Source organism: Brucella sp. JSBI001 (assembly GCF_026014005.1).
Classification (GTDB): Bacteria; Pseudomonadota; Alphaproteobacteria; order Rhizobiales; family Rhizobiaceae; genus Brucella; species Brucella anthropi.
In genome coordinates this window covers 873,271-897,937 of record NZ_CP110339.1, presented here as the reverse complement: position 1 = coordinate 897,937, position 24,667 = coordinate 873,271, and the positions used below count along the sequence as shown (strand labels likewise).

The following is a 24,667-nucleotide window of genomic DNA, read 5'->3' as shown; positions in this document are numbered from 1 at the left end:
TATTTATGACGCTTATGTCGCTCCGGACAGAAACTATTTTCGTTATATTTCATTTCACTAATTAATTTTTCTTGAGTTCCCTTCGCCGGAAAATTCGCTCTATCTCAGCGTGTATTTGACTCATGGAGATGAATTATCATGCGCAATCTGGTACGTGTTTCTTTGACCGGTCTTTTCCTCGGTGCAAATCTTACGATGGCTTTTGCACAGGCAACGCCTGAACAGATGGAGATGGCCTATAACGCAGCTCGCAACCAGCTTGGCGTACTCCAGTACTGCCAGGAAAAGGGTTATACCGATGGCGGCGCCATCGAAATCCAGACAAAAATGATTGCGCTGATCCCCGCCCCATCCGACACCACCAAGGCCGACGCTGCCGAAGCAACCGGTAAGCAGGGTAAGGTCTCTGCGATGGGCATGGAACAGGATATTGCCACCAGCGCAAAAGCACAGAATGTCTCCGAGGAGAAGCTCTGCCAGACCATGGCTGATGCCGTTAAGCAGGCTGGCGCCCAGCTGCCGCAGTAAGGCAGATCGCAGCTTCCAAGAAAAAGAGAGCCTCGCGTAAGCGGGGCTTTTCCTTGCCTGAAGATTTATATTCGATATCGCTTAAATACAACGTACGACGCTATTGCAGTTTTCGTTTTTAATTCAGCACTTTATTAATCATATGCGATACTCACCTTCCGTTTACCATGCAACTTAAGAGGGTGCACATATTTGCCGGGTAGTTTGCTCTCAGGTCACAGAGACCACTAAACAAGCAAGAATGATCTCAGGAGCAACACATGACCAAGCTTATTGCACGCTTTCGTAAAAGCGAATCCGGCGCTACCGCCATCGAATACGGCCTCATCGCGGCTTTGATTGCTGTCGTCATCATCGGCGCAACGACGTCTCTCGGCACCACCATCCGCACCCAGTTCAATGCCATTGCGACCGCTATTGGTGGTGCTGGCGGCAGCTAATAGGCTCTGCAAACGCGACAATAATGCCACCGCCCTTCGGGGCGGTTTTGCTTTTTGCGGAGACGTTCTGCCTTCTCAACAGCAACTTTTGAAATCCCCACGCGTTTACTAAGTATGTGTGGAACATATTTCACGGCCTTATGTGGAGGTTTGATCGCAGCTAACCAAGCTAACGCTCTGCAATCTTTATTGATTATGGGCTTCAGATAGAAACGCGCATAATCCCTCTAAATAGTGGTTCGCCGCGTGGTTATTGCGTATTCCAGCGCTGGCCCCGGCTTTTTCGGGAGTAGCGAACATGTCATTGAAATCCATTTTACTGGCGCTCGGCATCGGCGCTGCCAGTCTGACGCTCAGCGGTTGTGTCTCCGAGGGCTATTACGGCTCTGGCTATTCTGATCCCTATTATGTTCGCGGCGGTTATGTCGGCACGGGGGTCGTTTATAATAGTGGCGGCTATTATCGGAACTACCCACGTTATCCACGCTACTATAGAGATTCACGCTACTATCGTGACCGTGATTACTATCGTTATCGCGACCGGGACCGTCCACGTCGTCCTGACACCAACAGACCGGATCGTCCGCGTCCACCGCGACCGGACCGTCCGCCATCAGGCAACGATGGTGCAGGTCGTCCTAACCCGGGCAATCTGCCAGTTATCCAGCCGATCAGGCGTGGTCCGCATAACTGAAACAAAAACACCCGCCGAAATTCGGCGGGTGTTTTGCATAGAAGGAACCAATGTCAGAGCTTGATGACATATTCCTTGCGGGTGGTCTCTATGACTTCCCAGCTTCCCTTGAACCCCGGTCGGATGACAAAACTGTCGCCTGCAACGACTTCGCGGCTTTCGCCGCCCTCTTCGCTGATGACCGACCGGCCGGACAGGATGTGACAGAACTCCCATTCATCATATTCGATGCGCCATTTACCCGGCGTGCTCTCCCATATGCCAGCAAAGAGCGTGCCCTCGGTATTCTCCTCCAAATTCCACGTGCGGAATTTCGGGGCACCGGAAATAATGCGCTCCGGTAGCGGCGCGCCTTCCTCCGGTTCGATGCCGGTCAGGTCGAAATCGAGAAACCGGCTCATGGATCAGACCTTTGCCAGCGCCTGCTCAATATCGGCAATGATATCGTCCGCATCCTCGATACCGATAGACAGGCGCACCACGTCCGGGCCAGCGCCAGCCGCCACCTTCTGCTCATCACTCAGCTGACGGTGGGTGGTGGATGCCGGGTGGATGACCAGCGAGCGCGTGTCGCCAATATTGGCCAGCAGCGAGAACAGGTCGAGGCTGTCTACGAACTTTACGCCCGCGTCGTAACCGCCCTTGAGACCGAAGGTAAACACCGAACCGGCACCCTTCGGCGCATATTTCTGCTGGAGCGCATGAAATTTATCATGCGGCAGCCCGGCATAATTTACCCACGACACTTTCTCGTGGCCATGCAGCCAGGATGCGACCTTCAGAGCATTGTCGCTGTGACGCTGCATGCGCAGCGGCAGGGTTTCCGCGCCGGTGAGAATCTGGAAGGCGTTGAACGGCGAAATCGCCGGGCCGAAATCACGCAGACCCAGCACTCGGGCAGCGATTGCAAAGGAAATATTGCCAAAGGTCTTGTGCAGTTCCAGACCCGCGTAATCCGGACGCGGTTCGGTCAGAAGCGGATAATTGCCGGACTTCGCCCAGTCGAATGTACCGCCATCGACCAGAATGCCGCCCATGGAATTGCCATGACCACCGATAAACTTGGTCAGCGAGTGAACGACGATATCCGCACCATGTTCGATCGGGCGCACCAGATAAGGCGATGCAAGCGTGTTGTCCACGATCAGTGGCAGGCCGTTTCTGTGCGCAATTTCGGCGATAGCCTCGATGTCCACCACGATGCCGCCCGGATTGGCGAAGCTTTCGATAAAGATAGCACGTGTCTTGCTGTCGATCTGCTTTGCGAAATCGGTCGGGTTGGTGGCATCGGCCCAGCGGACCTGCCAGCCGAAGGACTTGAACGACTGACCGAACTGATTGATCGATCCGCCGTAAAGCTGGCGCGCGGCGACGAAATTGTCACCCGGTTGAAGCAGCGTATGGAAAACAAGCAACTGCGCTGAGTGACCGGATGCAGTCGCTACAGCCGCCGTACCGCCTTCGAGTGCGGCAATGCGCTCTTCCAGAACTGCGGTCGTCGGGTTTGTGATGCGCGTATAGATATTGCCGAACGCCTGCAGGCCGAACAATGAAGCTGCGTGGTCCGCATCTTCAAACACGAACGAGGTCGTCTGATAGATCGGCGTTGCACGGGCACCTGTCGTCGGATCGGGCTTTGCCCCTGCGTGAACGGCAAGTGTTTCAATTCCGGGAGAGCGTTTCGACATCATTTCCTCCTGTGTCCCAAACCCCAAACAGGTCTGGAACCTAGGCTCTACAGCGAGGAAAGCAAAGGAGGATTTTCCGCCAAATACTGGATTCGCAGAAATTAAATCCGAAAGCTCTTATCAACCGATCAGGCGGGGATATTCGATTGCCGGACAGCGGTCCATGATGACGGTCAAACCTGCTTCGCTGGCACGATTTCCAGCCTCTTGGTGCACGACACCCAGCTGCGTCCAAAAGATCTTCGGGCGGTGCTTCATTGCAAGAACTTCGTCCACGATACCCGGCAGCGAATAAGGCTCACGGAAGACATCCACCATATCGACTGGCTCTTCGATATCAGCCAGACGCGCCACGACACGCTGGCCATGAATGTGTTTTCCCACCTGCCCCGGATTGACCGGAATCACGCGGTATCCCTTGGAAAGCAGGAATTCCATCACGCCATTGCTCGGGCGTTCCGGCTTCGGTGATGCGCCAAGAAGCGCAATCGTTTTGACGGAACGGAGGATCTCGCGAATCTGATCGTCGGAAGGGTTTTGCATTTTATCCTCTTCGGTCGCTGGAGCGAGCGCTTGCATGAAGGGTGGCGCTCCCTTTATTGATAAATAAATTTGGGAGGAGCGCATGAATATCAATACCGCGCAGGAGCGGAATGCCGCCATGGTGGCAAGCCGGTCGTTGAGCCCTGTCATGAACATTGAAGAGCTGCGCGCATTCATGAAGCGCGAGTTTCCGCAACTTGGCAACGCTTTCGAGATCACGGCAATTGGTGACGGTTCGGCAACCATGCAGCTTAATGCCGATGCACAACATCTGCGCCCCGGCGGTACTGTGTCCGGCCCTTCGCTTTTTGCACTCGCCGATGTGACGGCCTATGCAGCCATACTGGCCCATATTGGCCCGGTGGCACTGGCCGTGACAACGAACCTGAACATCAACTTTCTGCGTAAACCCTCTCCCGGCACGGTCGAGGCCGTCGCACACCTCCTGAAACTCGGCAAACGGCTTGCTGTACTCGATATCAGTCTGACCGATGGTACAAGTGGCGAGCTGGTGGCCCATGCAACGACAACTTACTCGATCCCGCCGCGATAAAGCATCCAATAAAGATACGGTATTATAATACCAAACATTTAACATATTGATTTTACTGTGTTTTTAAAACAAAGCTCTGAATATAGGACTTGACGCCCACTCGGACATTGTGTATCGACCCGCCAGTGAGTTGAGCAGAAGTTATCTTTTGCCCGCTCGTTCGGGTTGGACACGATCCAACACAAGCAACAAAAAAAGCCCTGATTTTCAAGATCGGGGATTAAGTCAAGGAAGACTTCAATGGCAACTTTCTCTCAGAAGCCGGCTGAAGTGGTGAAGAAGTGGGTGCTGATCGACGCCGAAGGCCTCGTGCTCGGCCGTCTCGCCACCATCGTCGCCAATCGCCTGCGCGGCAAGCACAAAGCAACCTTCACCCCGCACGTTGACGATGGCGACAATGTCGTAATCATCAATGCCGACAAGGTTGTTCTGACCGGCAAGAAGTACACCGACAAGGTCTATTACTGGCACACCGGTCATCCGGGCGGCATCAAGGAGCGCACTGCTCGCCAGATTCTCGAAGGCCGTTTCCCGGAACGCGTCGTCGAAAAGGCCATTGAGCGTATGATCCCGCGCGGTCCGCTCGGCCGTCGCCAGATGAAGAACCTGCGCGTCTATGCAGGCCCGAACCATCAGCAGGAAGCTCAGCAGCCGGAAGTCCTCGACGTCGCCGCGCTGAACCGCAAGAACAAAGGGAATGCATAATCATGGCTGAGCAGCTCAACTCGCTCGAAGAACTCGGCACTGTTGCCAAGACCGAAGCTGCCGCTCCGGTTCATGTCCAGAAGCTGGACGCACAGGGCCGCGCTTATGCCACCGGCAAGCGTAAGGACGCCGTTGCACGCGTATGGGTCAAGCCGGGCACCGGCAAGATCACCGTCAACGACAAGGAATTCGAAAAGTATTTCGCACGTCCGGTCCTGCAGATGATCCTGCAGCAGCCGATCGTTGCTTCGAATCGCGCTGGTCAGTTCGACATCGTTGCCACCGTTGCCGGTGGCGGTCTCTCCGGTCAGGCCGGTGCTGTTCGTCACGGCATCTCCAAGGCCCTCACCTACTACGAGCCGGGCCTGCGCACGGTTCTCAAGAAGGGTGGCTTCCTGACCCGCGATAGCCGCGTTGTTGAACGTAAGAAGTACGGTAAGGCCAAGGCTCGCCGTTCGTTCCAGTTCTCCAAGCGCTAACGCGCTTAGGGCCAGTTCTCCAAGCGCTAGTATCTATCGCTTCAGAGCTTACGGAAAAGCGGACCTTCGGGTCCGCTTTTTTGTTTCATTCAATGCCGGATTTCAGCCGCCCCAACTGCGGATGGACTTGCGGTTGATCTCAAGCTGTTTTTCAGGCGATTGTTTGTAATAATCGGGTGCCAGCCCGGAAACCCAGTCGCCATAGCTCGGATTGGGTAGCATGAAGAACTTCGTCCCGAAGGCTTCGCGATTGGCTTCTACGAATGTGCGTCGCTGCTGATTGTTCTTGTGATAGGTCGCAGCTCCAAAGTCGTTGAGATTGTCACCGACGTAAACGACAACATCAAAGCCATCTGCTTTGACAGCATCGAAACGGCTCTGCTTGTTGGACTGACCGCCATTCAACAAAAGTGTTTTCGCAGATACGCCGGGGAACCCCAGTTTTCTTATGTTTGCTGCCGTTGACTCAAATGACTTCGCATCGCGGTTCGTGACATAGAACATCGTGCCGCCATTCGCGTTGACATGTCTGGCAAACTCCACGGCACCTGCAATTGGACCTGCCTGTTCGGCAGCCATCCAGCGCGCCCATGTCTTCTCCGTGTAGGGCACGCTTTGTTTGACACGCCATCCGGCATAGGCGGTATTATCGATCATGGTCTCATCGAGATCGACGATCACAGCCTTCCGCCTTCCCTTTGTCGGTTTTACTGCATCGAAAGCCTGACGCGCACCGTTGAACGTCTGATAGGCCAGCGCATCATACTCGCCTGACTGCTGCATCCAGTTGATTGCGCTTACATTCTGCTGCTCGAGCTGAAATCTGGCCGTACGCTGATCCGTTGCACAACCCGCAAGGGAAGCAGAACAAGCAACAATGACCGAAATAGTAAGTAAAGTTCTTCGCATAATGTCCCTCTTTGAAAGAGGGACATTAGCGCCGATGAATTCCCGCGCCTCAATCGCCGATATGTGCCCTCAACATTGTGGGCGGCAGTGCGGCTTCATCACAGTTGCAAGCCGGTTCGATAGTCGTCATGAGTATAAAAAAGCTGAAGCCTCTCCGACCACTTTCACGAACGGATAAGCCCATGTCCTCGTCTGCAGCACCAAGCCGCTTTGCGGTCACACCGGAGCCTCCTTATCTGATCGTCACCTTCGCTTCGCAGCGTATCATCGGCGAGGATGATGGCTATGGCGAGATGGCGGTTCAGATGGGAGAACTTGCAGCGAAGCAGCCGGGCTATCTCGGCATTGAAAGCGCGCGCGACGCGGAAGGCTTCGGCATCACCAGTTCTTTTTGGGCAGACGAAGCCAGCATCCATGCATGGAAGCGCGAAGTGGACCATCTGGTGGCGCAGAAGCTCGGACGCCAGAAGTGGTATGAAACCTATCGCGTACGTATCGGTCGCGTAGAGCGTGCTTATGGATTTGATGCCAAAAGCGAATGAAACCGCTATAGAAATCTAACCTTATCCGGGTAACAGCCATGCCTTCAAAGACTATCGACCACGCGATTACTGCCCGCAGCCTGACAAGCGCAGCAACGGACCCGACCCACGCCGGTGTATTGTCGTTCATGCGGCGTATGTACACGAAGTCGTTGAAGGGCGCAGACGCCGTTGTCTGGGGTATTCCGTTCGATGCAGCCGTATCCAATAGGCCCGGCGCACGTTTCGGTCCGCAGGCGATCCGGCGGGCGTCGGCGATCTTCGACAATGATCCGCAATACCCTTTCGAGCGCGACCTTTTCGAGAATCTCTCCGTCATCGACTACGGCGACTGCCTGCTCGACTATGGCAATCACACCAAGACCCCTGCCACTATTGAACGCGAAGCTACAAAAATCCTGAAATCGGATGCGTTTCTGCTAACGCTTGGCGGCGATCATTTCATCACATGGCCGCTGCTCAAGGCCCATGCCACGAAATATGGTCCGCTGGCACTCGTTCAGTTCGACGCGCATCAGGATACGTGGTTCGACGATGGCAAGCGCATCGATCACGGCTCTTTCGTGGCCCGCGCGGTGCGCGATGGCATTATCGATCCCGCTCACTCGATCCAGATCGGTATCCGCACGCACGCGCCAGAAGATTGCGGCATCAAGATCATTTATGGCCATGAGGTCGAGGACATGTCGGCGGCGGCGATTGCCGATGAAATCCTGAAACGCTCCGATGGCAGGAAGACATATTTGACATTCGACATCGACTGCCTTGATCCGGCCTTTGCGCCGGGAACCGGCACACCGGTCGCAGGTGGACCGTCGTCTGCAAAGATGCTGTCCATCCTGCGCAAGCTGACGGCTCTTGACTTTGTGGGCGCGGATGTGGTCGAGGTTGCACCGGCTTACGATCATGCCGATATAACAGCAATCGCGGGAGCGACGATCGCAATGTATTATCTGGGCCTTCTGGCTGAGAAGAAAGAACGACGATGAGCCGCTTGTTCATAAATTGATTCAAGCAGCTCGAAAACTGATTCCGAATATTGTCGTAACTTTCTGAATTCAAAGGCAAAATGCATGAAACCTAAAATCTTCATCGATGGCGAACACGGCACCACCGGCTTGCAGATCCGCACCCGTCTGGCCGAACGCGACGATCTTGAAGTGATCTCCATTCCGGAAGCCGAGCGGCGCAACAAGGACTTGCGCGCCGACTATCTGCGCGCAGCCGATATTGCGATCCTGTGCCTGCCGGATGATGCTTCCAAGGAAGCGGTTTCCCTGCTCGAAGGCCATAACTCAACCCGTATCATTGATACTTCGACTGCTCATCGCGTGCACCCGGACTGGGCCTATGGTTTCGCCGAACTGGCCAAGGGCCAGCGTGAACGTATCGCCGGCGCCCGCCTGGTCGCCAATCCGGGTTGCTATCCGACGGGTGCAATTGCGCTTGTCCGCCCGCTGCGCGATGCGGGCCTGCTGCCTGCCGACTATACGGTCAGCGTCAACGCCGTTTCGGGCTATACGGGCGGCGGCAAACAGATGATCGCGCAGATGGAAGACAAGAACCATCCGGAGCATCTTGCTGCAAACAATTTCCTCTACGGCCTGCCGCTCAAGCACAAGCACGTGCCGGAACTGCAATTGCATGGCCGTCTGGATCGCCGCCCGATCTTCAGCCCCAGCGTCGGACGCTTCCCGCAGGGCATGATCGTACAGGTCCCTCTGTTCCTGACCGGACTAGAGGGAACGCCGTCGCTTGCAAAGGTTCATGCCGCACTGACAGAGCATTATGCCGGTCAGGACATCGTTGAAGTCGTGCCACTTGAAGAAAGCACCAGTCTGGCGCGTGTCGATGCGGAAGAGCTTGCCGGCAAGGACGGTATGAAGCTTTTCGTCTTCGGCACTGAAGGCGATGGAGAGGTCAATCTGGTGGCGCTGCTCGACAATCTCGGCAAGGGCGCATCGGGCGCAGCCGTTCAGAACATGAATCTCATGCTCGGCAAAGTCTGATGATGAAGAAGCCGGTATTTCCTATCGAATGGAGTATCGGCTCATTCGAGCCTCTGGCGGATACGCATTCAAGCCTCGTCTGGAAGGTCGAACGCACTGATCATCCAGGCGAGGTTTTTGTCATCAAGCAGTTGAAACCAGCCGGAATGGAAGAGCTGCGCGGCGCGCATTATCTCGACTGGCAGAACGGCCATGGTGCGGCGCGATTATACGACCTCAATGGTACATCAATGTTGCTCGAACATGCGGGCGACTATCACCTTGATGAGCACCTGAAACGCGGCAAGGATGCCGAATGTCTGCTGATATTCGGCGAGGTTCTGAACGCGCTGCATACGCCCTCTCCCGCCCCGATACCGGCTGATTTGCAACCACTGGACAAGCATTTTTCCGGTCTCTTCGCCGTAACGAATGAAAGTCCGATCTATGCGGAAGGCACGGCGGTCGCGAAACACCTGCTGGCAACGCCGCACGAGGCCATTCCGCTACATGGCGATATTCACCATGAGAACATCATCAAGGGACCGCGCGGCTGGCTCGCCATCGACCCGCACGGACTTGTCGGCGACGCAGCGTTCGACGCGGCCAATATCTTCTACAATCCGCTCGACCGGGACGATCTCTGCCTCGACCTTGAACGCGCCCGGCATATGGCCGAGCATTTCGCGCCGATCATCGGGCGCGAACCCGCCTACATTCTGGATTATGCCTTCGCCTATGGCTGTCTCTCAGCCGCGTGGCACCGCGAAGACGGCAATGACGCAGACGAAGCGCGGGAACTGAAGATCGCTTCCGCGCTCAGGCACCTGCGCCAGACGGTTTATCCTTCATAGGCACCTTTGGTTGCACGCCAGTGCGCAACCGCGAAAGCCAGCACGATTAGCGCAAAGAACTGGTGCGTCAGGCCCAGATGCAGTGGAACGCTCATCAGAAGCGTGGCAATGCCGATGACAGCCTGTATGAGAACCAGTCCGACGAGAACGATAGTGCGGCGCGCATGGGTCGTGCCCGGGGCCTGCTTCCAAACCTGCAAGGAATGCAGGACCGTCAGAACCAGAACCGTATAGGCGAACATGCGGTGCACGAACTGCACCGTCTTCGGGTTTTCGAACAGGTTGCGCCACCATGGCGACTGGATGAACAGGTCGGACGGGATGACGGCGCCATCCATCAGCGGCCAGGTATTATAGGTCAGACCGGCATGAAGCCCGGCCACCAGACCACCCAGATAAATCTGCACTAGCACGGCAAACACGATCCATCCGGCAAAGCGCTGGATCGACCTTTCTGCCGGTCGCTCACTGTAGGTGACAAGCCCGCGCGCAATATAGAACACCGCTGTGATGATGATACAGGCTGTCGTCAGATGGATCGCCAGACGATACTGGCTGACACTTGTCAGCTCACTGAGACCGGAAGCGACCATCCACCAGCCGATAGCGCCTTGCAGGCCGCCGAGTGCAAGCAGGCCCAGCATGCGGTATTTGAGGCCACCCTTGAGACGCCCTGTCACCCAGAAGAAGGCCAGCGGAACCGCAACCAGAAAGCCGACAAAGCGCGCCAGCATACGGTGCGCCCACTCCCACCAGAAGATCGACTGAAAGGCTTCAAGGGACATGCCCTTGTTGATCTGCTGGTATTGCGGAATCTGGCGGTACTTGTCGAACTCCTCCAGCCATTCGGCGTGGTTAAGCGGCGGAATGACACCATGAATGGGCTTCCATTCGGTGATCGACAGACCAGATCCCGTCATGCGGGTAGCCCCGCCGACCATCACGATGGCAATCAGCACGACGAACACCGCATAAAGCCAATAACGCACAAGGCGACGGTCGTGGTCCTCTTTCGATGACCTGGAACCCTGTCCTACACGCTGCGCCGTTGCTGCCGTCATGCCATTCACCCTTCAATATTGAGCAGAAGGATACATGCCGCATAGGCGAACCCGTTACAAGTTGCCACCACGCGACATGCCGCCGCGTTTTTGCCCTTTCGCTACCCCTTCTCACGCGCTAGTGATGTGCCGGGAAAAGGAGAACTGCGCCATGCCCGTTCGGCTGAAGAAACTGATCGGTACTTTTTTGCTGGTTTCACTGGTCATCATCTATGCGGTGTTCGCGACCATTATCGCCGTGGCGCATCTCGCTGAATCGAGCGCATGGGTGCACCTCCTTTATTTCTTCGTGACCGGCATTCTCTGGGTTCTGCCAGCCATGGGCATCATCTGGTGGATGGCGCAACCGCCACGCAAGAAGCAACATTAATCCCATTTGAGGATGCTGCAGACGATGGCGGGTGAAGTTGCAGCGTACATTCTTACAGATTTCAGCGATATTAGCCGGCTCTGGAGCGATCCCGCGGCTATTCACGGTGCGCCACAATCGTTCGCATGGATCGATAGTTGGCGCGCAATCGTCAATGCCGACAGTTTCGTCATCGGGCTCTTTGACGGCGATGGTCCAATCCTGCTCGTGCCGCTGGAAGTCGTAAGCCAGAGCGGCGCGAAAATTGCGCGCTATCCCGGCGGGAGCCACGCCAATTGCAATTTCCCGTGGCTGCGAAAGGAATATGACGGCCTCCTCGGACCCGAGATGGTCCGGCAACTGATCGAGAAAATCCGCAAAGCACGGCCCGACATCGACGCACTGTCACTGACACGCCAGCTATCGGAACTGCAAGGCGTGACCAACCCGCTGCTCACTCTTAGAAAAGCGCCCAACCCAAATCCGGTTCTCGCCGCCTCGCTTGGTGGTGGCTTCGATGCCGTGCTTGATCGCGCCAATCGCAAGCGAAAGCTGAAAAAGCATCGCCAGCACAGTCGTCGCTACGAAGAAAGCGGTGGCTGGAGAATTGCTGAGCCTCAGAACCAAGCGGAAGCAAACACGGTTCTCGATCTTTATTTTGCGATGAAGGCCCAGCGCTTCCGGAAGATGGGAATCCGTGATCCTTTCGCCGATGAGAATGTGCGCAATTTCTTCAAAGCTTTCTTCGGCGAAGGATTGGTGAAGGGGCGGAATCTGCATGAGCTGCGCTTTCTTGAAGTTGGCGGAACCCTGCGTTCGATCATCGGAAAGCTGTTTGGCGATGCAGGCCCTACCGTCGAGTTCGCCGCGATCGCAGAAGACGAACTGACTTCCGCCAGTCCGGGTGAATTTCTCTTCTTCGAGGATATCAGCCGCAGTTGCGACGAAGGCCGTTCGATCTACAGTTTCGGTATCGGTGATGAGCCGTACAAGCGCGAATGGTGCGACATCGAGCTCACGATCTATGACACGCTGGTACCGCTTTCCGCCAAAGGAAAGCTTTTCACGGCGCTGCAATCAGTCCGCAATGCCATTGCCGGAAGTCTCAAGCGCAATCCGCGTCTTTGGGGCCTTGCCAAGACACTGCGCAGCAGGTTCGCAAGAAGGTAGAGGTGCTTAGCAATCTGATTCAGAAACAAGGTCTAAGACGCTGTTCCAGAATCGTATTTGGCAATCAGACGGTTTCGTCCATCAGAATGACGACGTCTTCATAACCACCCTGATCGAGATCGAGAGCAGCCAGCGCAACGCCCTTGTCATCCGGATCGACGATACTCATCACGACGGACGCAGGTCCATCGGCAATGCGTCGAATCTGCTCCGAAGATGACGGACCGCATTCCACCACAACGAAATCATAGACCGTTTCCAGCGCATCCAGAATGAGCGGCAGGCGATCAGCAGAACGCATGGCGGTTTCAGGATCGGCCTCGCCCAGCGGAACGACATGAGCCTGCGAGAACCGGTCACTGTGGATGACCTCATTGAAGCGGCGCTCGCCGGACAGAAGCTCGGTAATGCCGGGCAGATGCGTACCGTCCAGCATGGCAAGCCCAACAGTCCCTTGCGCGGTCATATCCACGAGAATTGCACGTTTGCCACGGTCGGCAAATTCACGCAGCAGACGCACCGCTCCCGCTGATGCTTTATCGCCTTCTGGAGACACGACCACGATACGTTTCAGCTTTCCGCCGGACAGCAGATCGGCAACAGCCTCCACACCATTGGGATTGCGTGGTCTCATCTCGCGTTGCTTGGTCTCACCTTGCTTTATCATGGGAAACTCCTCCACGGATTTCCTCGTTTCGGAAACCGGCGGCTTCGCCGCAAACGGCATAGTCCATGAACGGCGTCGCGCCAGAATTGTTTCCTCGGAAACGCCATCACGGCGTTCAGCTCTGGACGGCGGCACGGCAGCCGCTTCAGCGGCAGCAGCAATAACCGGCATTTCGATTTCCTCGACGGCCGCAACCCTTTGACCATCCGTCGTCATGAACGCACGTCCGCTGAACAATTCACGCAAGAGAACGAAAATCGACAGCAAAAGCAGGCCAGCCGCAAAGGTTGAACCGACAATCGGCAATATCATTGGATAATAGGGAACTGCTGGTGCTTCGGCGGAAGAGAAAACCCGAGCATCAACCGGCACATAATTGCGGTCGGTACGCGACGCAGCTTCGCGATAGCGCGTCAGATAGGTTTCCAGAAGCTGGCGCTGTGCCGTCGCCTCGCGCTCCAATGCGCGCAACTCAACTTCCTGATCGCCCGCTTGCGCCGCCTGTGCCTTCACGCGGTTGAGTTCACGATTGAGTTCTTCTTCGCGCAGCTTTGCCGTTGAGACTTCATTATCAAGACTCGCAACGAGCTTGCGGCCTTCAATCCTGATCTGCTGGTCGAGATCGGCAAGCTGCGAGCGTAGTGCCTTGATGCGGGGATGCCCTTCCAGAAGTGTCGTCGAAAGGTCGGCGATCTGGGCGTTGAGCTGAATGCGTCTTTCCGCAAGGCGCTGCATCATGCCGGAAGCAACTACATCCGGCAGCGTATCGATGGGAGCACCGGAGGCCAGCGATTTACGAATGCTTTCCGCCTTTGCTTCTGCGGAAGCGCGGCTGGTGCGGACCCGTGTCAGTTCGGTCGAGACTTCCGAGAGCTGTTGTGTCGCAATCGTACTGTTGCTCTGCCCGGTCAAAAGCCCGCGCGAAGCACGATAATCCGCAACCTTCTTTTCCGCATCGCGAACGCGGTTGCGCAGATCGTCAATCTCGGGTGCGAGCCAGCCGGTGGCATCGTCATTCGACTCCAGCTTCGCGGCCTGCTGAAACAGGATGTATTGATTGGCAAGCGCATTGGCGATGGTCTTCGCCGTCTCAGGACTTGCCGAATTATATTGCACCACGATGACGCGCGAAGCGGTGACGGCAAAAACCTGCATATTCTTGCGAAGCTTCTGTAGAACGCGCTCTTCCGGGGTCAACCGTGCGGGATCGGTCCGCATGCCGAGCATGATGAGAACGCGGGTCCACGGCTTCACTTCCGTTGTCGTGAAGGCTTCGTTGCTGGTCAGCTTGAGTTCGTCGGAAACTTTTTTTAGGAGATCGCCGGAAGAGAACACTTCAACCTGGCTCTTCACGCCTTCGGCGTCGAAGACAGGTCGCTCGGCTGCTGTTTCGCCATTGGGGCGGGTATAGATGGATTCGCGGGCCTCGATCATGATGCGCGCTTCAGCGCGATAATCCGGCGTCAGGAGAAGGCAGATGGCCCACGCTGCTGCCGCCATGAGAAGCGCACCAACGACAATGAACAGCCAGTGACGGCGCAAGCTGGAGAACAGCGCGCCGATATCAATATCTGCGTCCCTTGATAACGGATCGACTTCTGCCATTCCCCATTCTCCATGGACTTCGCGAGTGCGCTTGCGCGCGTGATCGCTCTCGCCCGCGTGGGGTAATGCACCCCCGAATCTGGCCGGAAGGTAAAGGAACAAGGTAACCAGAGGGTTAAGCAGGATAAGTTCCCAACAGTTGGCGAGCTACAAAGATTTTGCGCCGAACCCCGTCTTCTTTACCAGCCATTAACCCTAATCAATCGATAACGCTTGCAACCGATATTCGTAATCGCGCTGTCAGTACCGCGTCGATTGCGTTCGTAAGAAATATTGCTTTTCGGAAGAACCGAGGCGGAAGATGACGGCGAAGACAATTCATAACAAGCGCAAAGGCCACGCTCTGCTCGTGGCGCTAGGCCTTGCCGCCATGACGCTTTCCGCATGCTCCAGCTATCGCCCTGCCCCGCCTGCGTTCCACGAGGCGCTGAACCAGCCTTACATGCTGGATGCTGGTGATCGCATACGTATTACGGTGTTCGAGCAGCCGAGCCTCACAAATACCTATAGCGTCGATCAGGCTGGCTATATCGCCTTCCCGCTCGTCGGCAGTATTCCGGCACGCGGCAAGACGTCCAAGCAGCTTGAAGGCATCATCGCATCAAAGTTACGTGGCGGTTATCTGCGTGACCCCGACGTCAGCGCGGAAATCGACCGCTATCGCCCGATATTTGTGATGGGTGAAGTCGGCGCCGCTGGCCAGTATTCCTATGTTCCGGGCATGACCGCGCAAAAGGCAATCGCCGCTGCTGGTGGTTTCAGCCCACGCGCCAATCAGGAGAATGTCGACATCACGCGCCAGTTCAACGGCAAGGTTCTGACTGGTCGCGTGCTGATTTCCGATCCAATCCTGCCGGGCGACACGATCTATGTGCGCGAACGTCTGTTTTGATGGCGATTGATGGCTGATGACACCAATGCCTCCCCACTGCGTATCATCCACTGTTTCCGCGAACCGACCGGCGGGCTCTTCCGTCATGTTCGCGATCTCGTGGGCCTGCAGGCGGAAAAAGGCCACGCGGTCGGCATCGTCTGCGATGCCACGACAGGCGGCCCGCGCGAAGACGCGCTTCTGGAAGAATTACGGCCAAAGCTCATGCTCGGCCTTCATCGCATTGCCATGCAGCGCCATGTCGGACTGGGCGACGCAGCGGCAGCGTACAAAGCATATCGCATCATCAAGAAATTGCAGCCAGACATATTGCACGGACATGGCGCCAAAGGTGGCGTCTATGCACGTTTGTTCGGCTCAGTCTTACGGGTTTTTAGGTCTCGCGTAGCCCGTATCTATTCACCGCATGGCGGTAGTCTGCATTTCGACCGGAAGACGCGCCGCGGCGGCGCTGTCTTTCTGGTTGAGAGAATGCTGGCTCCTATGACCGATGCAGTGATGTTCGTTTCCAACTTCGAAAAGCGTATCTACGAAGAAAAGGTAGGGCGGCCCTATGGCCTCCACGCCGTCGTTTATAACGGCCTGGCCGAGGACGAGTTCATCCCGGTTGCCGATGCGCCCGATGCCAGCGATTTTCTCTTTGTCGGCACGATGCGTGAACTGAAGGGACCAGACCTTCTGATCCGTGCCCTTGCACGCCTGCGCGACCAGCACCAGCGCATTTTCACTGCAACGATGGTGGGAGATGGTGCGGAAAAGCCCGATTTCATCAACCTGACCGACGAACTGGGAATTTCCGGACAAATTCGCTTTCTGCCCGGAATGGCTGCGCGAGAAGCTTTTGCTTTGGGGCGAATAATGGTGGTTCCATCGCGTGCCGAAGCATTTCCCTATATCGTGCTGGAAGCGCTCGCCGCCGGAAAGCCTGTCATCGCCAGCAATGTCGGCGGCATTCCCGAGGTGTTCGGACCTCGTTCCTCGGCGCTGGTGGAGCCCAAGGAGGAGGCACTTGCGAACAGGATGCTGGACGCTGCAGATGATCTCACAACGTTTCGAGCCGCGATGCCGGAGGTGACCCGGCTGCACGAGCGCTTCAGCCAGCAATCCATGGCGCACTCGATCGAGACAATCTATTACGAGGCGCATCCGGATCGAGCCATCCCGGAAGACTGACGGATACTTCCCTCAGCCCACCATCGCAGCGAAGGGTTCGGACGCAGATACCGACCGCTCGAACTGTGACCGAAACCCGCCACGCGCCGCAAAATAGATATAGTGGAATGCGTCGGCACGCCCGCCGATGAGCGAAATATCCTCGCGTTGCCATTCCCAGGGTAGCATGTCGAGCTTGTCTTCGAATGGGTCTGATATGGTTGCCGACCAGAAAGCAGCAATGCCATTAGGCTTCAGTGCCCTTTTCACCAGCCTCAGACCGTCATCTTCATAGATTGCGCCATTGGCATCGCGGACGGTAAAATCCGGTCCATTATCCGTGTCCATCAATATGGCATCATATCGACCAGGCTCTGCGCGAAGAACATCCATCACGTCGGCGACCCGAACATCGACACGCGGATCGTTCAATGGATGGTTGGCCAGATGACCGATATGGGTCCGGTTCCACTCCACGATCTCGGGGACGAGCTCGCATACCGTGGCTCTGGCATCGGGTCCAAGCAGATCGAGTGCTGCCCGAAGTGTGAAGCCCATGCCAAGTCCGCCAATAAGCATATGCGACACTTTCCGTCCGTGCAGGCGAAGCGACCTTTCAGCCAGCACGGTCTCGGACTGGAAATTGACGTTGGACATCAATTCCAGGCCGTTATAGCGAATTTCATAGATGTGATCGCGTTTTCGCAACAAAATTTCATCGCCGGCATGATTGCCCGCTCTAGCCAGTTCGGCCCAGATAGTCATGATCAACCCTAGAGCGCCCTCCAAAACACTAGAACGGTTTAGATAAAGCGCTTTAAAACAAACAGTTAATGCGACCTTGAAAGATCGCAGCGTGAATTGCTGTCATCAGGATTTTTTGGGTCGCTGAGCGGTCAGGCGCGCAGCAACCCCATGACATCGTCTGATCTGGTGCCGATCAGGAGCGGAAACAAAGCTGGTCTGTTGGCGGCAACATGTGCCGAACAGTTTGACGGCAAAATGCCGCCCGCAGCTTTATCTTCCAACGGTTTCATATCACCGTCCTAGGCAATATAATGAGACAAGGCAAGCCTTGCACTGGCTTGGCTTGCGACAACTGGCGCGTATCGGTTCCTGCAGCCAATGCTGTATCAATACGGACGGAGATCATGCTATTTTAGCCGTTACTAACAGTAACAGCTTTCAACCGAGTATTTAATTGAGTGTTTACCTAAGTCAAAAGCTTGTCACGCGACATTTATATTCTGCTTAGGATTCTCGGTCTAATTACTACGCTGTCATTTTACGATCAGGGGCAATGTTGTGCGAGATAATGATGCGCTTTCTCCTTTTGGCCGCAAAGCCATAGAAGCCAGCAGCAAGCAGGAGACCGGACAAGATTCCAAGCCGAAAGGCCCGGTGAAGCTTAGCCCACTGGCGCGCCAGATGGCTGAACAATATCAGCACGATACGTTTTCGCCGCTGATGCTGAGCGGCGTCATGCGCATGGTGGAGTTCGGGCTTGTCTTTTGCTCCGGCATTCTGAGCTTTCTGCTTTATGTCGGCATCCGCACACATCTGGTTTTCTACTATCCCCTTATCATGATTGTGGGCGGCGCGCTTTTTGTCCTGCTGATGGAAATCAACGACGGTTACCAGATCAATATATTGCGTAGTCCCGGTCGCTATCTGCGGCGGCTTTTCATTAGTTGGGCAGCCGTGCTTGGTACCCTTGCCATTGCCGGTTTTCTGCTCAAAGCATCGTCCGATTTCTCGCGCGGCTGGTTCCTTTATTGGGCGCTCAGCGCCTGTGTCCTGCTTTTAATTGCCCGTATCTTCGTCGCCTGGAAAATCAAGCGCTGGGCACGCAATGGCACAATGGAGCGCCGCGCTGTCATCGTCGGCGGCGGCCCCAATGCAGAAGCGCTTATCCGCTCGCTCGAACAGCAGCCCGACAACGATATCCGTATCTGCGGCATCTTCGATGACCGCGACGACAAGCGCTCTCCCCCCATCGTTGCTGGCTATCCCAAGCTCGGCAATATCAACGAACTGATCGAATTTGCCCGTATCGCCCACATCGACATGCTGATCGTATCGCTACCGATCAGCGCCGAAGCCCGCGTGCTGGCACTACTCAAGAAGCTATGGGTTCTCCCGGTCGATATCCGGCTGTCAGCGCTCAACAACCACCTGCGCTTCCGCCCGCGCTCCTATTCCTATGTCGGCGCGGTGCCGATGCTGGATATTTTCGACAAGCCTATCAACGATTGGGATTCTGTTGCCAAGCGCATCTTCGACGTTGCCTTCAGCATTGTTGGCATCGTTCTTCTGTCGCCGATCATGATCGGCACGGCGATTGCCATTAAGCTGGACAGCAAGGGCCCTGTGATCTTCAAACAGAAGCGGCATGGCTTCAATAATGAAGTTATCAATGTCTGGAAGTTCCGGTCCATGTACACCGAGATGTGCGACCCCACCGCCAAGCAGGCCGTTACCAAGAACGATCCTCGCGTCACCCGCGTCGGACGCTTCATTCGCAAAGCCTCGATCGATGAGCTGCCGCAGTTCTTCAATGTTCTCGCCGGTTCCCTGTCGCTCGTCGGCCCGCGCCCGCATGCAGTCGCCGCCCATTCGCACAATGTGCTCTATAATGAGGTGGTCGATGGCTATTTCGCGCGTCACCGCGTGAAGCCGGGTGTCACCGGCTGGGCGCAGATCAATGGCTGGCGCGGCGAAATCGACAATGAGAACAAGATCCGCATGCGCACAGAGTTCGACCTTTACTATATCGAAAACTGGTCGCTCTGGCTCGATCTGAAAATCCTGTTCCTGACACCGATGCGACTTCTCAATACGGAAAACGCCTATTGACCAGCATGGCGCAACGGTTTGACGGCAGTTCGCGTCCAGCCCTGATGCTGTCGGCAGATTTGGCGCGCAAACGCGCGCTCAACCGCCTCATCGCCAATATCGCAATCGGCTTCGGCGTTTTTCTGCTCGGCTTCGTGATGAGCGAGCCTGCGCCTTATGAACTCTATATGGTCGGCCTGATTGCGCTGGCACTATTGTTCGGATTGCGGCTGACCCGCACAAGTCTTGTGCTGTTCGCCCTGCTTGCTGTCTTCAATTTCGGCGGCATGATTTCGGTCATGCAGATGGCTGACGTCAAGAAAGCACCGCTTTATATCGCCGTCTCGCTGTTTCTGGCTTTCACATCGGTATTCTTCGCCGCTGTCATCGAAGGTGACCACCGGCGTCTGAAGACCATCTTCAACGCCTATCTTCTTGTCGGCGTGCTTTCTGCCGTCCTTGGCATTGCCGGTTATCTCAGCCTCTTTCCGGGCGCAGAAATCTTCACGCGCTACGGACGTGCGCAGGGCGCATTTCAGGACCCCAATGTCTACGGACCTTTCCTTATATTGCCGCTGACCTGGACGCTTTACCGCATCATGCGCGGGGGCTTTCGCGATATGGCCGTCTATCTGCCTTTCTGCTGCCTGCTGACGCTCGGCGTTCTGGTATCCTTCTCGCGCGCGGCTTGGGCGATGGTTCCCCTCTCCTTTGCCGTTCTGTTTGGCGTGCTCTTCCTGCAAAGCAACAGCAATCGTTTTCGGTTACGCCTGATAGTGATTGGTCTGCTTGCAGTTGTAACAATTACTCTCGCGATCCTGATTATTCTGCAAATCCCCGGCGTCGGCGATTTCTTCCGTGAGCGCGCGCGTCTCGAACAGAGCTATGACAGTGCAAGGCTTGGGCGCTTTGCGCGGCACTGGCTTGGAATGATCCTTGCAACACAGCATCCGCTTGGCATCGGGCCGCTCGAGTTCGGGCCGATGTTCGGTGAGGATACACACAATGTCTGGCTCAAAGCCGTCCTCGACTATGGCTGGATCGGCTTCATCGCCTTTCTGACGCTGACATTCCTGACACTCGGGATCGGTTTCAAGCTTCTGTTTCGCAATCGCCCCTGGCAGCCTTATCTTCTGGTTGCCTACGCAACCTATCTCGGGCATGTCCTGATCGGCAATGTCATCGACACCGATCACTGGCGCCACTTTTATCTGCTATTCGGGATCATCTGGGGTTGTGCAGGGCTGGAATACAAGTATCAGTTTTCGCTCAAACTTGGAGAACGCTCAGGAGAGCAGAAACTTGCAATTCGCGATATACGCCGCAGCAGCCCTCTTTGAAATTGCCGGATGCTTCGCCTTCTGGGCATGGCTGAAGCTCGACAAGTCGCCGCTTTGGCTGGCACCCGGCATGGTGTGCCTCGCATTGTTCGCCTATCTGCTCACCCTGATTGAAAGCAACGTGGCCGGTCGCGCTTACGCAGCCTATGGTGGCATCTATATCATCGCGTCGATTTTGTGGATCTGGTTTGCCGAAGGAGCGCGCCCCGATCGCTGGGATGTGGTCGGCGCATGCACGGCTTTCGCAGGCACATGCATCATTCTTTTCGCACCGCGATCCTGATGCTCAGAACCATGCATGAATGTTATGTGCAATTTGCCAGTTTCGAGAAATTATCCCTTGCGTGCCAAGTCGTTATAATCTACGGCTTTCCCAGGCTCGGAGCGTAGCGCAGCCCGGTAGCGCACTTGACTGGGGGTCAAGGGGTCGTGGGTTCGAATCCCGCCGCTCCGACCATTTTTCTTCCCCAAACCTTTATTTTCATACGATCTTTCCTTTGCACACAACGTGCAAATCGGATTAGCTCTGCCATGAATTGCATGGAGGAGAGTATGAAGAACGCCCTGATCACTGGTGGCAGTCGCGGCATTGGTCGCGCTACCGTTCTGCGCAGCGCAGCGCAAGGCTGGTCTGTGGCTCTGAACTATGCGGGGAACGAACAGGCTGCGCAGCAAACGGTGGCCGAAGCAGCGAAGCTTGGTGCGAAGGCGCTTGCGATCCAAGGCGACATATCCAGAGAACAAGACGTGATCGCCATGTTCGACAAGGCGGAGGCCGATCTTGGTCCGCTGAAAGGCGTTGTCCTGAATGCCGGTATCGTTGCTCAGACCATGCCGCTTGCGGATATGAGTGCTGATCGTCTGAAAATGATGTTCGACGTGAATGTTTACGGCACCTATCTAAGCGCCCGCGAAGCAGCCCGGCGCTTGCAGCCTGACAGTGCCATCGTCATCGTGTCATCGATGGCATCGCGACTTGGATCGCCGTTTGAATATGTAGATTATGCCGGAGCGAAAGGCGCACTTGATACGCTGACCACTGGCCTGTCGAAAGAGCTGGCGCCGAAAGGCATTCGCGTCAATGCCGTGCGTCCAGGCCTGATCGATACCGACATCCATGCCAGTGGCGGCAATCCGGATCGCGCGGCGAGGTTGGGCGCCGGTACACCTATTGGACGCGCCGGCAAGGCAGAGGAAGTCGCGGAAGCCATTTTCTGGCTGCTCAACGACGCCCCCGCCTATGTAACCGGAACATTCATCGACGTTGCCGGTGGGCGTTAGTACTAAACCGCCTCAATCTATTTCTCACGCAGCTGATAGGTTTCCGCAACGTAGCGATAGCCCTCGCCTTCCCGCTTGAGATAGGCCAGTGCCGGAAACGGCATATGATAACCGATGAAAGGAAGCCTGTCGGTGGCGATCATGTCAAACATGCGCTTGCGGGTCTGGACGGCAGCATCCTTGTCGATATCGAAGGAAACGTGCCATTCGGGCCGCTGCAACGTAATGACGAAATGGTTCGCCGTATCCGAGACCAACATCAACGACTTGCCGCCCGTTTCGACCCTGAAAGCCAGATGACCCGGCGTGTGGCCATAAGCTGCCACCGAATGAATACCGGAAATGACTTCGCTATCATCGCCCAGGAACGTCATCTTCTCCGCGAGAGGCTTGACGTTTTTGGCCACCATTTCAGCAACGGTCTTGGCGGGGCTGTCGAGCCGCGCGGGATCGGTCCAGAAGTCGAATTCTTTCTGTCCGGTGACGTAGCGCGCATTGGCGAAGGCTGGCTTGCCGTCTTCCATCAGTCCACCAATATGATCAGGGTGGAAATGGCTCAATACGACCAGAGACACATCGTCCGTCTTGTAGCCCGAAGCTTCAAGAGCACTGGCCAGTTTGCCCAATCCCGCTCCGCGAGCACCTGCTCCCATGCCGGTGTCAAACAGGACAAGCTCCTTACCTGTATTGATGAGCACTGGCGTGAAGCTGTTGACGAAGCGGTCGGCGGGCAGAAGATTTTCCTCAAGAAGTGCGGCAACCACTTTCGGGTCCTGATCGACCGCATATGTCTTTTCGGGCGCTTCGCCTGCTCGGCGCCCATCGGAAAGCGTGGTGATCTCGAAATCACCAAACTGAAAGCGATGGAAGCCCGGATTTTCTACCTGTGAAGGGGTTAGCACTTTAGGACTGCCTGTTTCGGCTGCCGCCTTGTTGAGCTCCAAAGGCGATAAAGCCAATCCGGCCCCGGCAGCAGATGCTGTAACAATGAAATTACGTCTTGAGATGGTCATCAATCGATCTCCCGGCATAATCTATGGATAAGAACGACAGGATACCCGAAAAAGCTCCCTGATCCATGGGATACGCGATCAAGTTTCTGTTGGCGCGATATGGACGACGCCCTCTTGCCTCTCCGTTCAAGAATCACTATTTTCAGGGCCGCGCGGGACGACCCGCGCCAGTGTTCGCATCGGGGACGGCCCCATAGGAGGGTGTCCTATGGCAGGGCCGATCGAACAATTCGCAATCAAGCCCATCGTTGAACTTGGCGAAATCGGCGGTCAGCCGGTTGCTTTCACCAATTCGGCACTCTTCATGGTGCTGACGGTGCTGGGCGCGGCTGCGTTCATGTTCCTATCGTCCCGCAGGGGCACCGTTGTGCCGGGGCGCTGGCAGTCCTCAGCCGAGATCCTCTACGAATTCGTGTCGAAGACATTGCGCGAGAACGCCGGGGAAAAGGGTATGGCTTTCTTCCCCCTCGTCTTCTCGTTGTTTCTGTTCATCCTGTTTGCCAATCTGATCGGCATGTTCCCCTATGCCTTCACCGTGACAAGCCACATCATCGTAACGTTCGCGCTTGCGATGCTGGTCTTCCTGACGGTCACGATCTACGGTCTCGTTCGACACGGGTTCAAGTTCTTCCGACTGTTCATGCCTGCGGGCGTACCGGTTGTGCTGGCGCCGATCATCGTGCCGATCGAGATCATGTCCTATATCTCGCGTCCGGTCAGTCATTCGGTTCGTCTGTTCGCCGTCATGCTTGCAGGACACATTACGCTGAAAGTCTTTGCGGGGTTTGTCATCGGGCTGGGCAGTCTCGGAACGCTCGGCATGCTAACCGCTGTACTGCCGCTTGCAATGACCGTCGCGCTAACCGCACTCGAATTGCTGATGGCAGTTATTCAGGCTTACGTATTTACTATGCTGACCTGCATGTATCTCAATGATGCACTGCATCCATCACACTGATTAGAGCGCCGTGCGCAGTGACTTCGCGGGAAGGACGGCCTTCCCGCTTCTTCAACGAACGGGACGGCCCGTTCAGAACCCTTGTGAGGGAGCATTAGAATGGCATGGATTTATCTGGGACTGGCTGGAATTCTTGAGGTCATCTGGGCCTATTTCATGAAAAAGTCGGAAGGCTTTTCCCTTCTGACACCGAGCGCCATCACCATCGTGACGATGATCGGCAGTTTCATTCTGCTTTCCATCGCCATGCGCAGCCTGCCGCTTGGAACAGCCTATGCGATCTGGACCGGCATCGGGGCAGTGGGTGCGTTTCTGGTGGGCATATTCATTCTCGGCGAAGCTGCAACCTTCTTCCGCGTTGCAAGCGTGACACTGATCCTCGCCGGCATCATCGGATTGAAACTCTCGTCCAGCTGATTCA

At 55.9% G+C, this 24,667-nt stretch carries 29 protein-coding genes and 1 tRNA gene; 21 read left to right on the top strand and 9 right to left on the bottom strand.

All coding sequences use genetic code 11. The annotated features are described in order from the left end of the window. Nucleotides 1-138 precede the first annotated feature (138 nt). From LJ361_RS04290 to LJ361_RS04280, 3 genes are all read left to right on the top strand, one after another. Nucleotides 139-528, top strand: coding sequence for a pore-forming ESAT-6 family protein (locus LJ361_RS04290; protein WP_010661129.1), 390 nt, complete (start codon nucleotides 139-141; stop codon nucleotides 526-528). Between the two features lie 260 nt (nucleotides 529-788). Beyond that, a complete protein-coding gene (locus LJ361_RS04285) occupies nucleotides 789-968 on the top strand; it encodes a Flp family type IVb pilin (protein WP_010661128.1) in 180 nt (59 codons plus the stop codon). 298 nt (nucleotides 969-1,266) lie between these two features. Next, nucleotides 1,267-1,662: a hypothetical protein gene (locus LJ361_RS04280; protein ID WP_010661127.1), complete on the top strand. Its 396-nt coding sequence runs from the start codon at nucleotides 1,267-1,269 to the stop codon at nucleotides 1,660-1,662. 53 nt (nucleotides 1,663-1,715) lie between these two features. Here LJ361_RS04280 and LJ361_RS04275 read toward each other — a convergent pair whose 3' ends face one another. From LJ361_RS04275 to LJ361_RS04265, 3 genes are all read right to left on the bottom strand, one after another. Continuing rightward, entirely contained in the window at nucleotides 1,716-2,063 is a 348-nt protein-coding gene (locus tag LJ361_RS04275; protein WP_010661126.1) for a cupin domain-containing protein, read from the bottom strand. Nucleotides 2,064-2,066: 3 nt separating this feature from the next. Continuing rightward, nucleotides 2,067-3,350 (bottom strand): O-acetylhomoserine aminocarboxypropyltransferase, encoded by a 1,284-nt coding sequence (locus tag LJ361_RS04270; protein WP_010661125.1) that lies wholly within the window; start codon nucleotides 3,348-3,350, stop codon nucleotides 2,067-2,069. Between the two features lie 120 nt (nucleotides 3,351-3,470). Further along, nucleotides 3,471-3,893: a CoA-binding protein gene (locus LJ361_RS04265; protein ID WP_029376237.1), complete on the bottom strand. Its 423-nt coding sequence runs from the start codon at nucleotides 3,891-3,893 to the stop codon at nucleotides 3,471-3,473. 82 nt (nucleotides 3,894-3,975) lie between these two features. Between LJ361_RS04265 and LJ361_RS04260 the strand changes: the two genes are divergently transcribed. The 3 genes from LJ361_RS04260 to rpsI all read left to right on the top strand — a co-directional run bounded on the left by LJ361_RS04260 (nucleotide 3,976) and on the right by rpsI (nucleotide 5,630). After that, nucleotides 3,976-4,446: a PaaI family thioesterase gene (locus LJ361_RS04260; RefSeq protein ID WP_010661123.1), complete on the top strand. Its 471-nt coding sequence runs from the start codon at nucleotides 3,976-3,978 to the stop codon at nucleotides 4,444-4,446. A gap of 240 nt (nucleotides 4,447-4,686) precedes the next feature. After that, nucleotides 4,687-5,151 carry a 50S ribosomal protein L13 gene (rplM, locus tag LJ361_RS04255; RefSeq protein ID WP_010661122.1) on the top strand — a complete coding sequence of 155 codons (465 nt, stop codon included), beginning with the start codon at nucleotides 4,687-4,689 and terminating at the stop codon, nucleotides 5,149-5,151. A 2-nt stretch (nucleotides 5,152-5,153) separates the two neighbouring features. Continuing rightward, the gene (rpsI, locus tag LJ361_RS04250) at nucleotides 5,154-5,630 is read left to right on the top strand and encodes a 30S ribosomal protein S9 (protein ID WP_006466519.1); all 477 of its coding nucleotides are present in this window, start codon (nucleotides 5,154-5,156) and stop codon (nucleotides 5,628-5,630) included. Nucleotides 5,631-5,732: 102 nt separating this feature from the next. Here rpsI and LJ361_RS04245 read toward each other — a convergent pair whose 3' ends face one another. Then, nucleotides 5,733-6,539 (bottom strand): 5'-nucleotidase, lipoprotein e(P4) family, encoded by an 807-nt coding sequence (locus LJ361_RS04245; protein WP_036588461.1) that lies wholly within the window; start codon nucleotides 6,537-6,539, stop codon nucleotides 5,733-5,735. A gap of 182 nt (nucleotides 6,540-6,721) precedes the next feature. Here LJ361_RS04245 and LJ361_RS04240 point away from each other — a divergent pair, with 182 nt between their 5' ends. The 4 genes from LJ361_RS04240 (at nucleotide 6,722) to LJ361_RS04225 (ending at nucleotide 9,923) form a co-directional block, all read left to right on the top strand. Beyond that, entirely contained in the window at nucleotides 6,722-7,081 is a 360-nt protein-coding gene (locus LJ361_RS04240) for an antibiotic biosynthesis monooxygenase family protein (RefSeq protein WP_264812749.1), read from the top strand. Nucleotides 7,082-7,119: 38 nt separating this feature from the next. After that, nucleotides 7,120-8,070 carry an agmatinase gene (speB, locus tag LJ361_RS04235; RefSeq protein ID WP_036588464.1) on the top strand — a complete coding sequence of 317 codons (951 nt, stop codon included), beginning with the start codon at nucleotides 7,120-7,122 and terminating at the stop codon, nucleotides 8,068-8,070. 84 nt (nucleotides 8,071-8,154) lie between these two features. Continuing rightward, the gene (gene argC / locus LJ361_RS04230; RefSeq protein ID WP_036588466.1) at nucleotides 8,155-9,090 is read left to right on the top strand and encodes an N-acetyl-gamma-glutamyl-phosphate reductase; all 936 of its coding nucleotides are present in this window, start codon (nucleotides 8,155-8,157) and stop codon (nucleotides 9,088-9,090) included. Continuing rightward, nucleotides 9,090-9,923, top strand: a complete 834-nt coding sequence (locus LJ361_RS04225; RefSeq protein ID WP_080692102.1) for an aminoglycoside phosphotransferase family protein — start codon at nucleotides 9,090-9,092, stop codon at nucleotides 9,921-9,923. The genes argC and LJ361_RS04225 overlap by 1 nt, the downstream gene beginning before the upstream one ends. Here the strand turns inward: LJ361_RS04225 and LJ361_RS04220 are convergent. Next, nucleotides 9,911-10,984: a COX15/CtaA family protein gene (locus LJ361_RS04220; protein ID WP_036579935.1), complete on the bottom strand. Its 1,074-nt coding sequence runs from the start codon at nucleotides 10,982-10,984 to the stop codon at nucleotides 9,911-9,913. The genes LJ361_RS04225 and LJ361_RS04220 overlap by 13 nt on opposite strands. A gap of 151 nt (nucleotides 10,985-11,135) precedes the next feature. Here LJ361_RS04220 and LJ361_RS04215 point away from each other — a divergent pair, with 151 nt between their 5' ends. After that, entirely contained in the window at nucleotides 11,136-11,354 is a 219-nt protein-coding gene (locus LJ361_RS04215; RefSeq protein WP_010661115.1) for a DUF2842 domain-containing protein, read from the top strand. A 24-nt stretch (nucleotides 11,355-11,378) separates the two neighbouring features. Further along, nucleotides 11,379-12,503 carry a GNAT family N-acetyltransferase gene (locus LJ361_RS04210; protein ID WP_036588524.1) on the top strand — a complete coding sequence of 375 codons (1,125 nt, stop codon included), beginning with the start codon at nucleotides 11,379-11,381 and terminating at the stop codon, nucleotides 12,501-12,503. Nucleotides 12,504-12,567: 64 nt separating this feature from the next. Here the strand turns inward: LJ361_RS04210 and LJ361_RS04205 are convergent, their stop codons facing one another. Further along, the gene (locus LJ361_RS04205) at nucleotides 12,568-14,775 is read right to left on the bottom strand and encodes a GumC family protein (RefSeq protein ID WP_036588468.1); all 2,208 of its coding nucleotides are present in this window, start codon (nucleotides 14,773-14,775) and stop codon (nucleotides 12,568-12,570) included. Nucleotides 14,776-15,076: 301 nt separating this feature from the next. Here LJ361_RS04205 and LJ361_RS04200 point away from each other — a divergent pair, with 301 nt between their 5' ends. After that, entirely contained in the window at nucleotides 15,077-15,667 is a 591-nt protein-coding gene (locus LJ361_RS04200; RefSeq protein WP_010661112.1) for a polysaccharide biosynthesis/export family protein, read from the top strand. Between the two features lie 9 nt (nucleotides 15,668-15,676). Next, complete coding sequence (locus LJ361_RS04195; RefSeq protein WP_151665015.1) at nucleotides 15,677-16,840, top strand: glycosyltransferase family 4 protein; 1,164 nt, start codon at nucleotides 15,677-15,679, stop codon at nucleotides 16,838-16,840. 12 nt (nucleotides 16,841-16,852) lie between these two features. On the opposite strand, the gene LJ361_RS04190 is transcribed toward LJ361_RS04195, so the two are convergent. Both LJ361_RS04190 and LJ361_RS04185 read right to left on the bottom strand, forming a co-directional pair. Beyond that, nucleotides 16,853-17,584, bottom strand: a complete 732-nt coding sequence (locus LJ361_RS04190) for a spermidine synthase (protein ID WP_010661110.1) — start codon at nucleotides 17,582-17,584, stop codon at nucleotides 16,853-16,855. A 131-nt stretch (nucleotides 17,585-17,715) separates the two neighbouring features. After that, nucleotides 17,716-17,856 carry a hypothetical protein gene (locus tag LJ361_RS04185; RefSeq protein WP_155243290.1) on the bottom strand — a complete coding sequence of 47 codons (141 nt, stop codon included), beginning with the start codon at nucleotides 17,854-17,856 and terminating at the stop codon, nucleotides 17,716-17,718. A gap of 268 nt (nucleotides 17,857-18,124) precedes the next feature. On the opposite strand from LJ361_RS04185, the gene LJ361_RS04180 reads away from it, so the two are divergent. From LJ361_RS04180 to LJ361_RS04160, 5 genes are all read left to right on the top strand, one after another. Beyond that, on the top strand, nucleotides 18,125-19,675 hold the full coding sequence (locus LJ361_RS04180) for an undecaprenyl-phosphate glucose phosphotransferase (protein WP_036588474.1): 1,551 nt from the start codon (nucleotides 18,125-18,127) through the stop codon (nucleotides 19,673-19,675). Then, nucleotides 19,672-20,994, top strand: a complete 1,323-nt coding sequence (locus tag LJ361_RS04175) for an O-antigen ligase family protein (RefSeq protein WP_264812747.1) — start codon at nucleotides 19,672-19,674, stop codon at nucleotides 20,992-20,994. The genes LJ361_RS04180 and LJ361_RS04175 overlap by 4 nt, the downstream gene beginning before the upstream one ends. Then, nucleotides 20,957-21,277, top strand: coding sequence for a YnfA family protein (locus tag LJ361_RS04170; protein ID WP_006466505.1), 321 nt, complete (start codon nucleotides 20,957-20,959; stop codon nucleotides 21,275-21,277). The genes LJ361_RS04175 and LJ361_RS04170 overlap by 38 nt, the downstream gene beginning before the upstream one ends. Before the next feature lie 97 nt (nucleotides 21,278-21,374). Continuing rightward, nucleotides 21,375-21,451, top strand: a tRNA-Pro gene (locus LJ361_RS04165). A gap of 95 nt (nucleotides 21,452-21,546) precedes the next feature. Then, the gene (locus tag LJ361_RS04160; protein ID WP_036588479.1) at nucleotides 21,547-22,275 is read left to right on the top strand and encodes an SDR family oxidoreductase; all 729 of its coding nucleotides are present in this window, start codon (nucleotides 21,547-21,549) and stop codon (nucleotides 22,273-22,275) included. Nucleotides 22,276-22,292: 17 nt separating this feature from the next. On the opposite strand, the gene LJ361_RS04155 is transcribed toward LJ361_RS04160, so the two are convergent. Then, the gene (locus tag LJ361_RS04155; protein WP_010661106.1) at nucleotides 22,293-23,288 is read right to left on the bottom strand and encodes an MBL fold metallo-hydrolase; all 996 of its coding nucleotides are present in this window, start codon (nucleotides 23,286-23,288) and stop codon (nucleotides 22,293-22,295) included. A 208-nt stretch (nucleotides 23,289-23,496) separates the two neighbouring features. Here LJ361_RS04155 and LJ361_RS04150 point away from each other — a divergent pair, with 208 nt between their 5' ends. After that, nucleotides 23,497-24,246: a F0F1 ATP synthase subunit A gene (locus tag LJ361_RS04150; protein WP_010661105.1), complete on the top strand. Its 750-nt coding sequence runs from the start codon at nucleotides 23,497-23,499 to the stop codon at nucleotides 24,244-24,246. A gap of 99 nt (nucleotides 24,247-24,345) precedes the next feature. Then, nucleotides 24,346-24,663: a quaternary ammonium compound efflux SMR transporter SugE gene (gene sugE, locus LJ361_RS04145; RefSeq protein WP_010661104.1), complete on the top strand. Its 318-nt coding sequence runs from the start codon at nucleotides 24,346-24,348 to the stop codon at nucleotides 24,661-24,663. The last annotated feature ends 4 nt before the right edge of the window (nucleotides 24,664-24,667 follow it).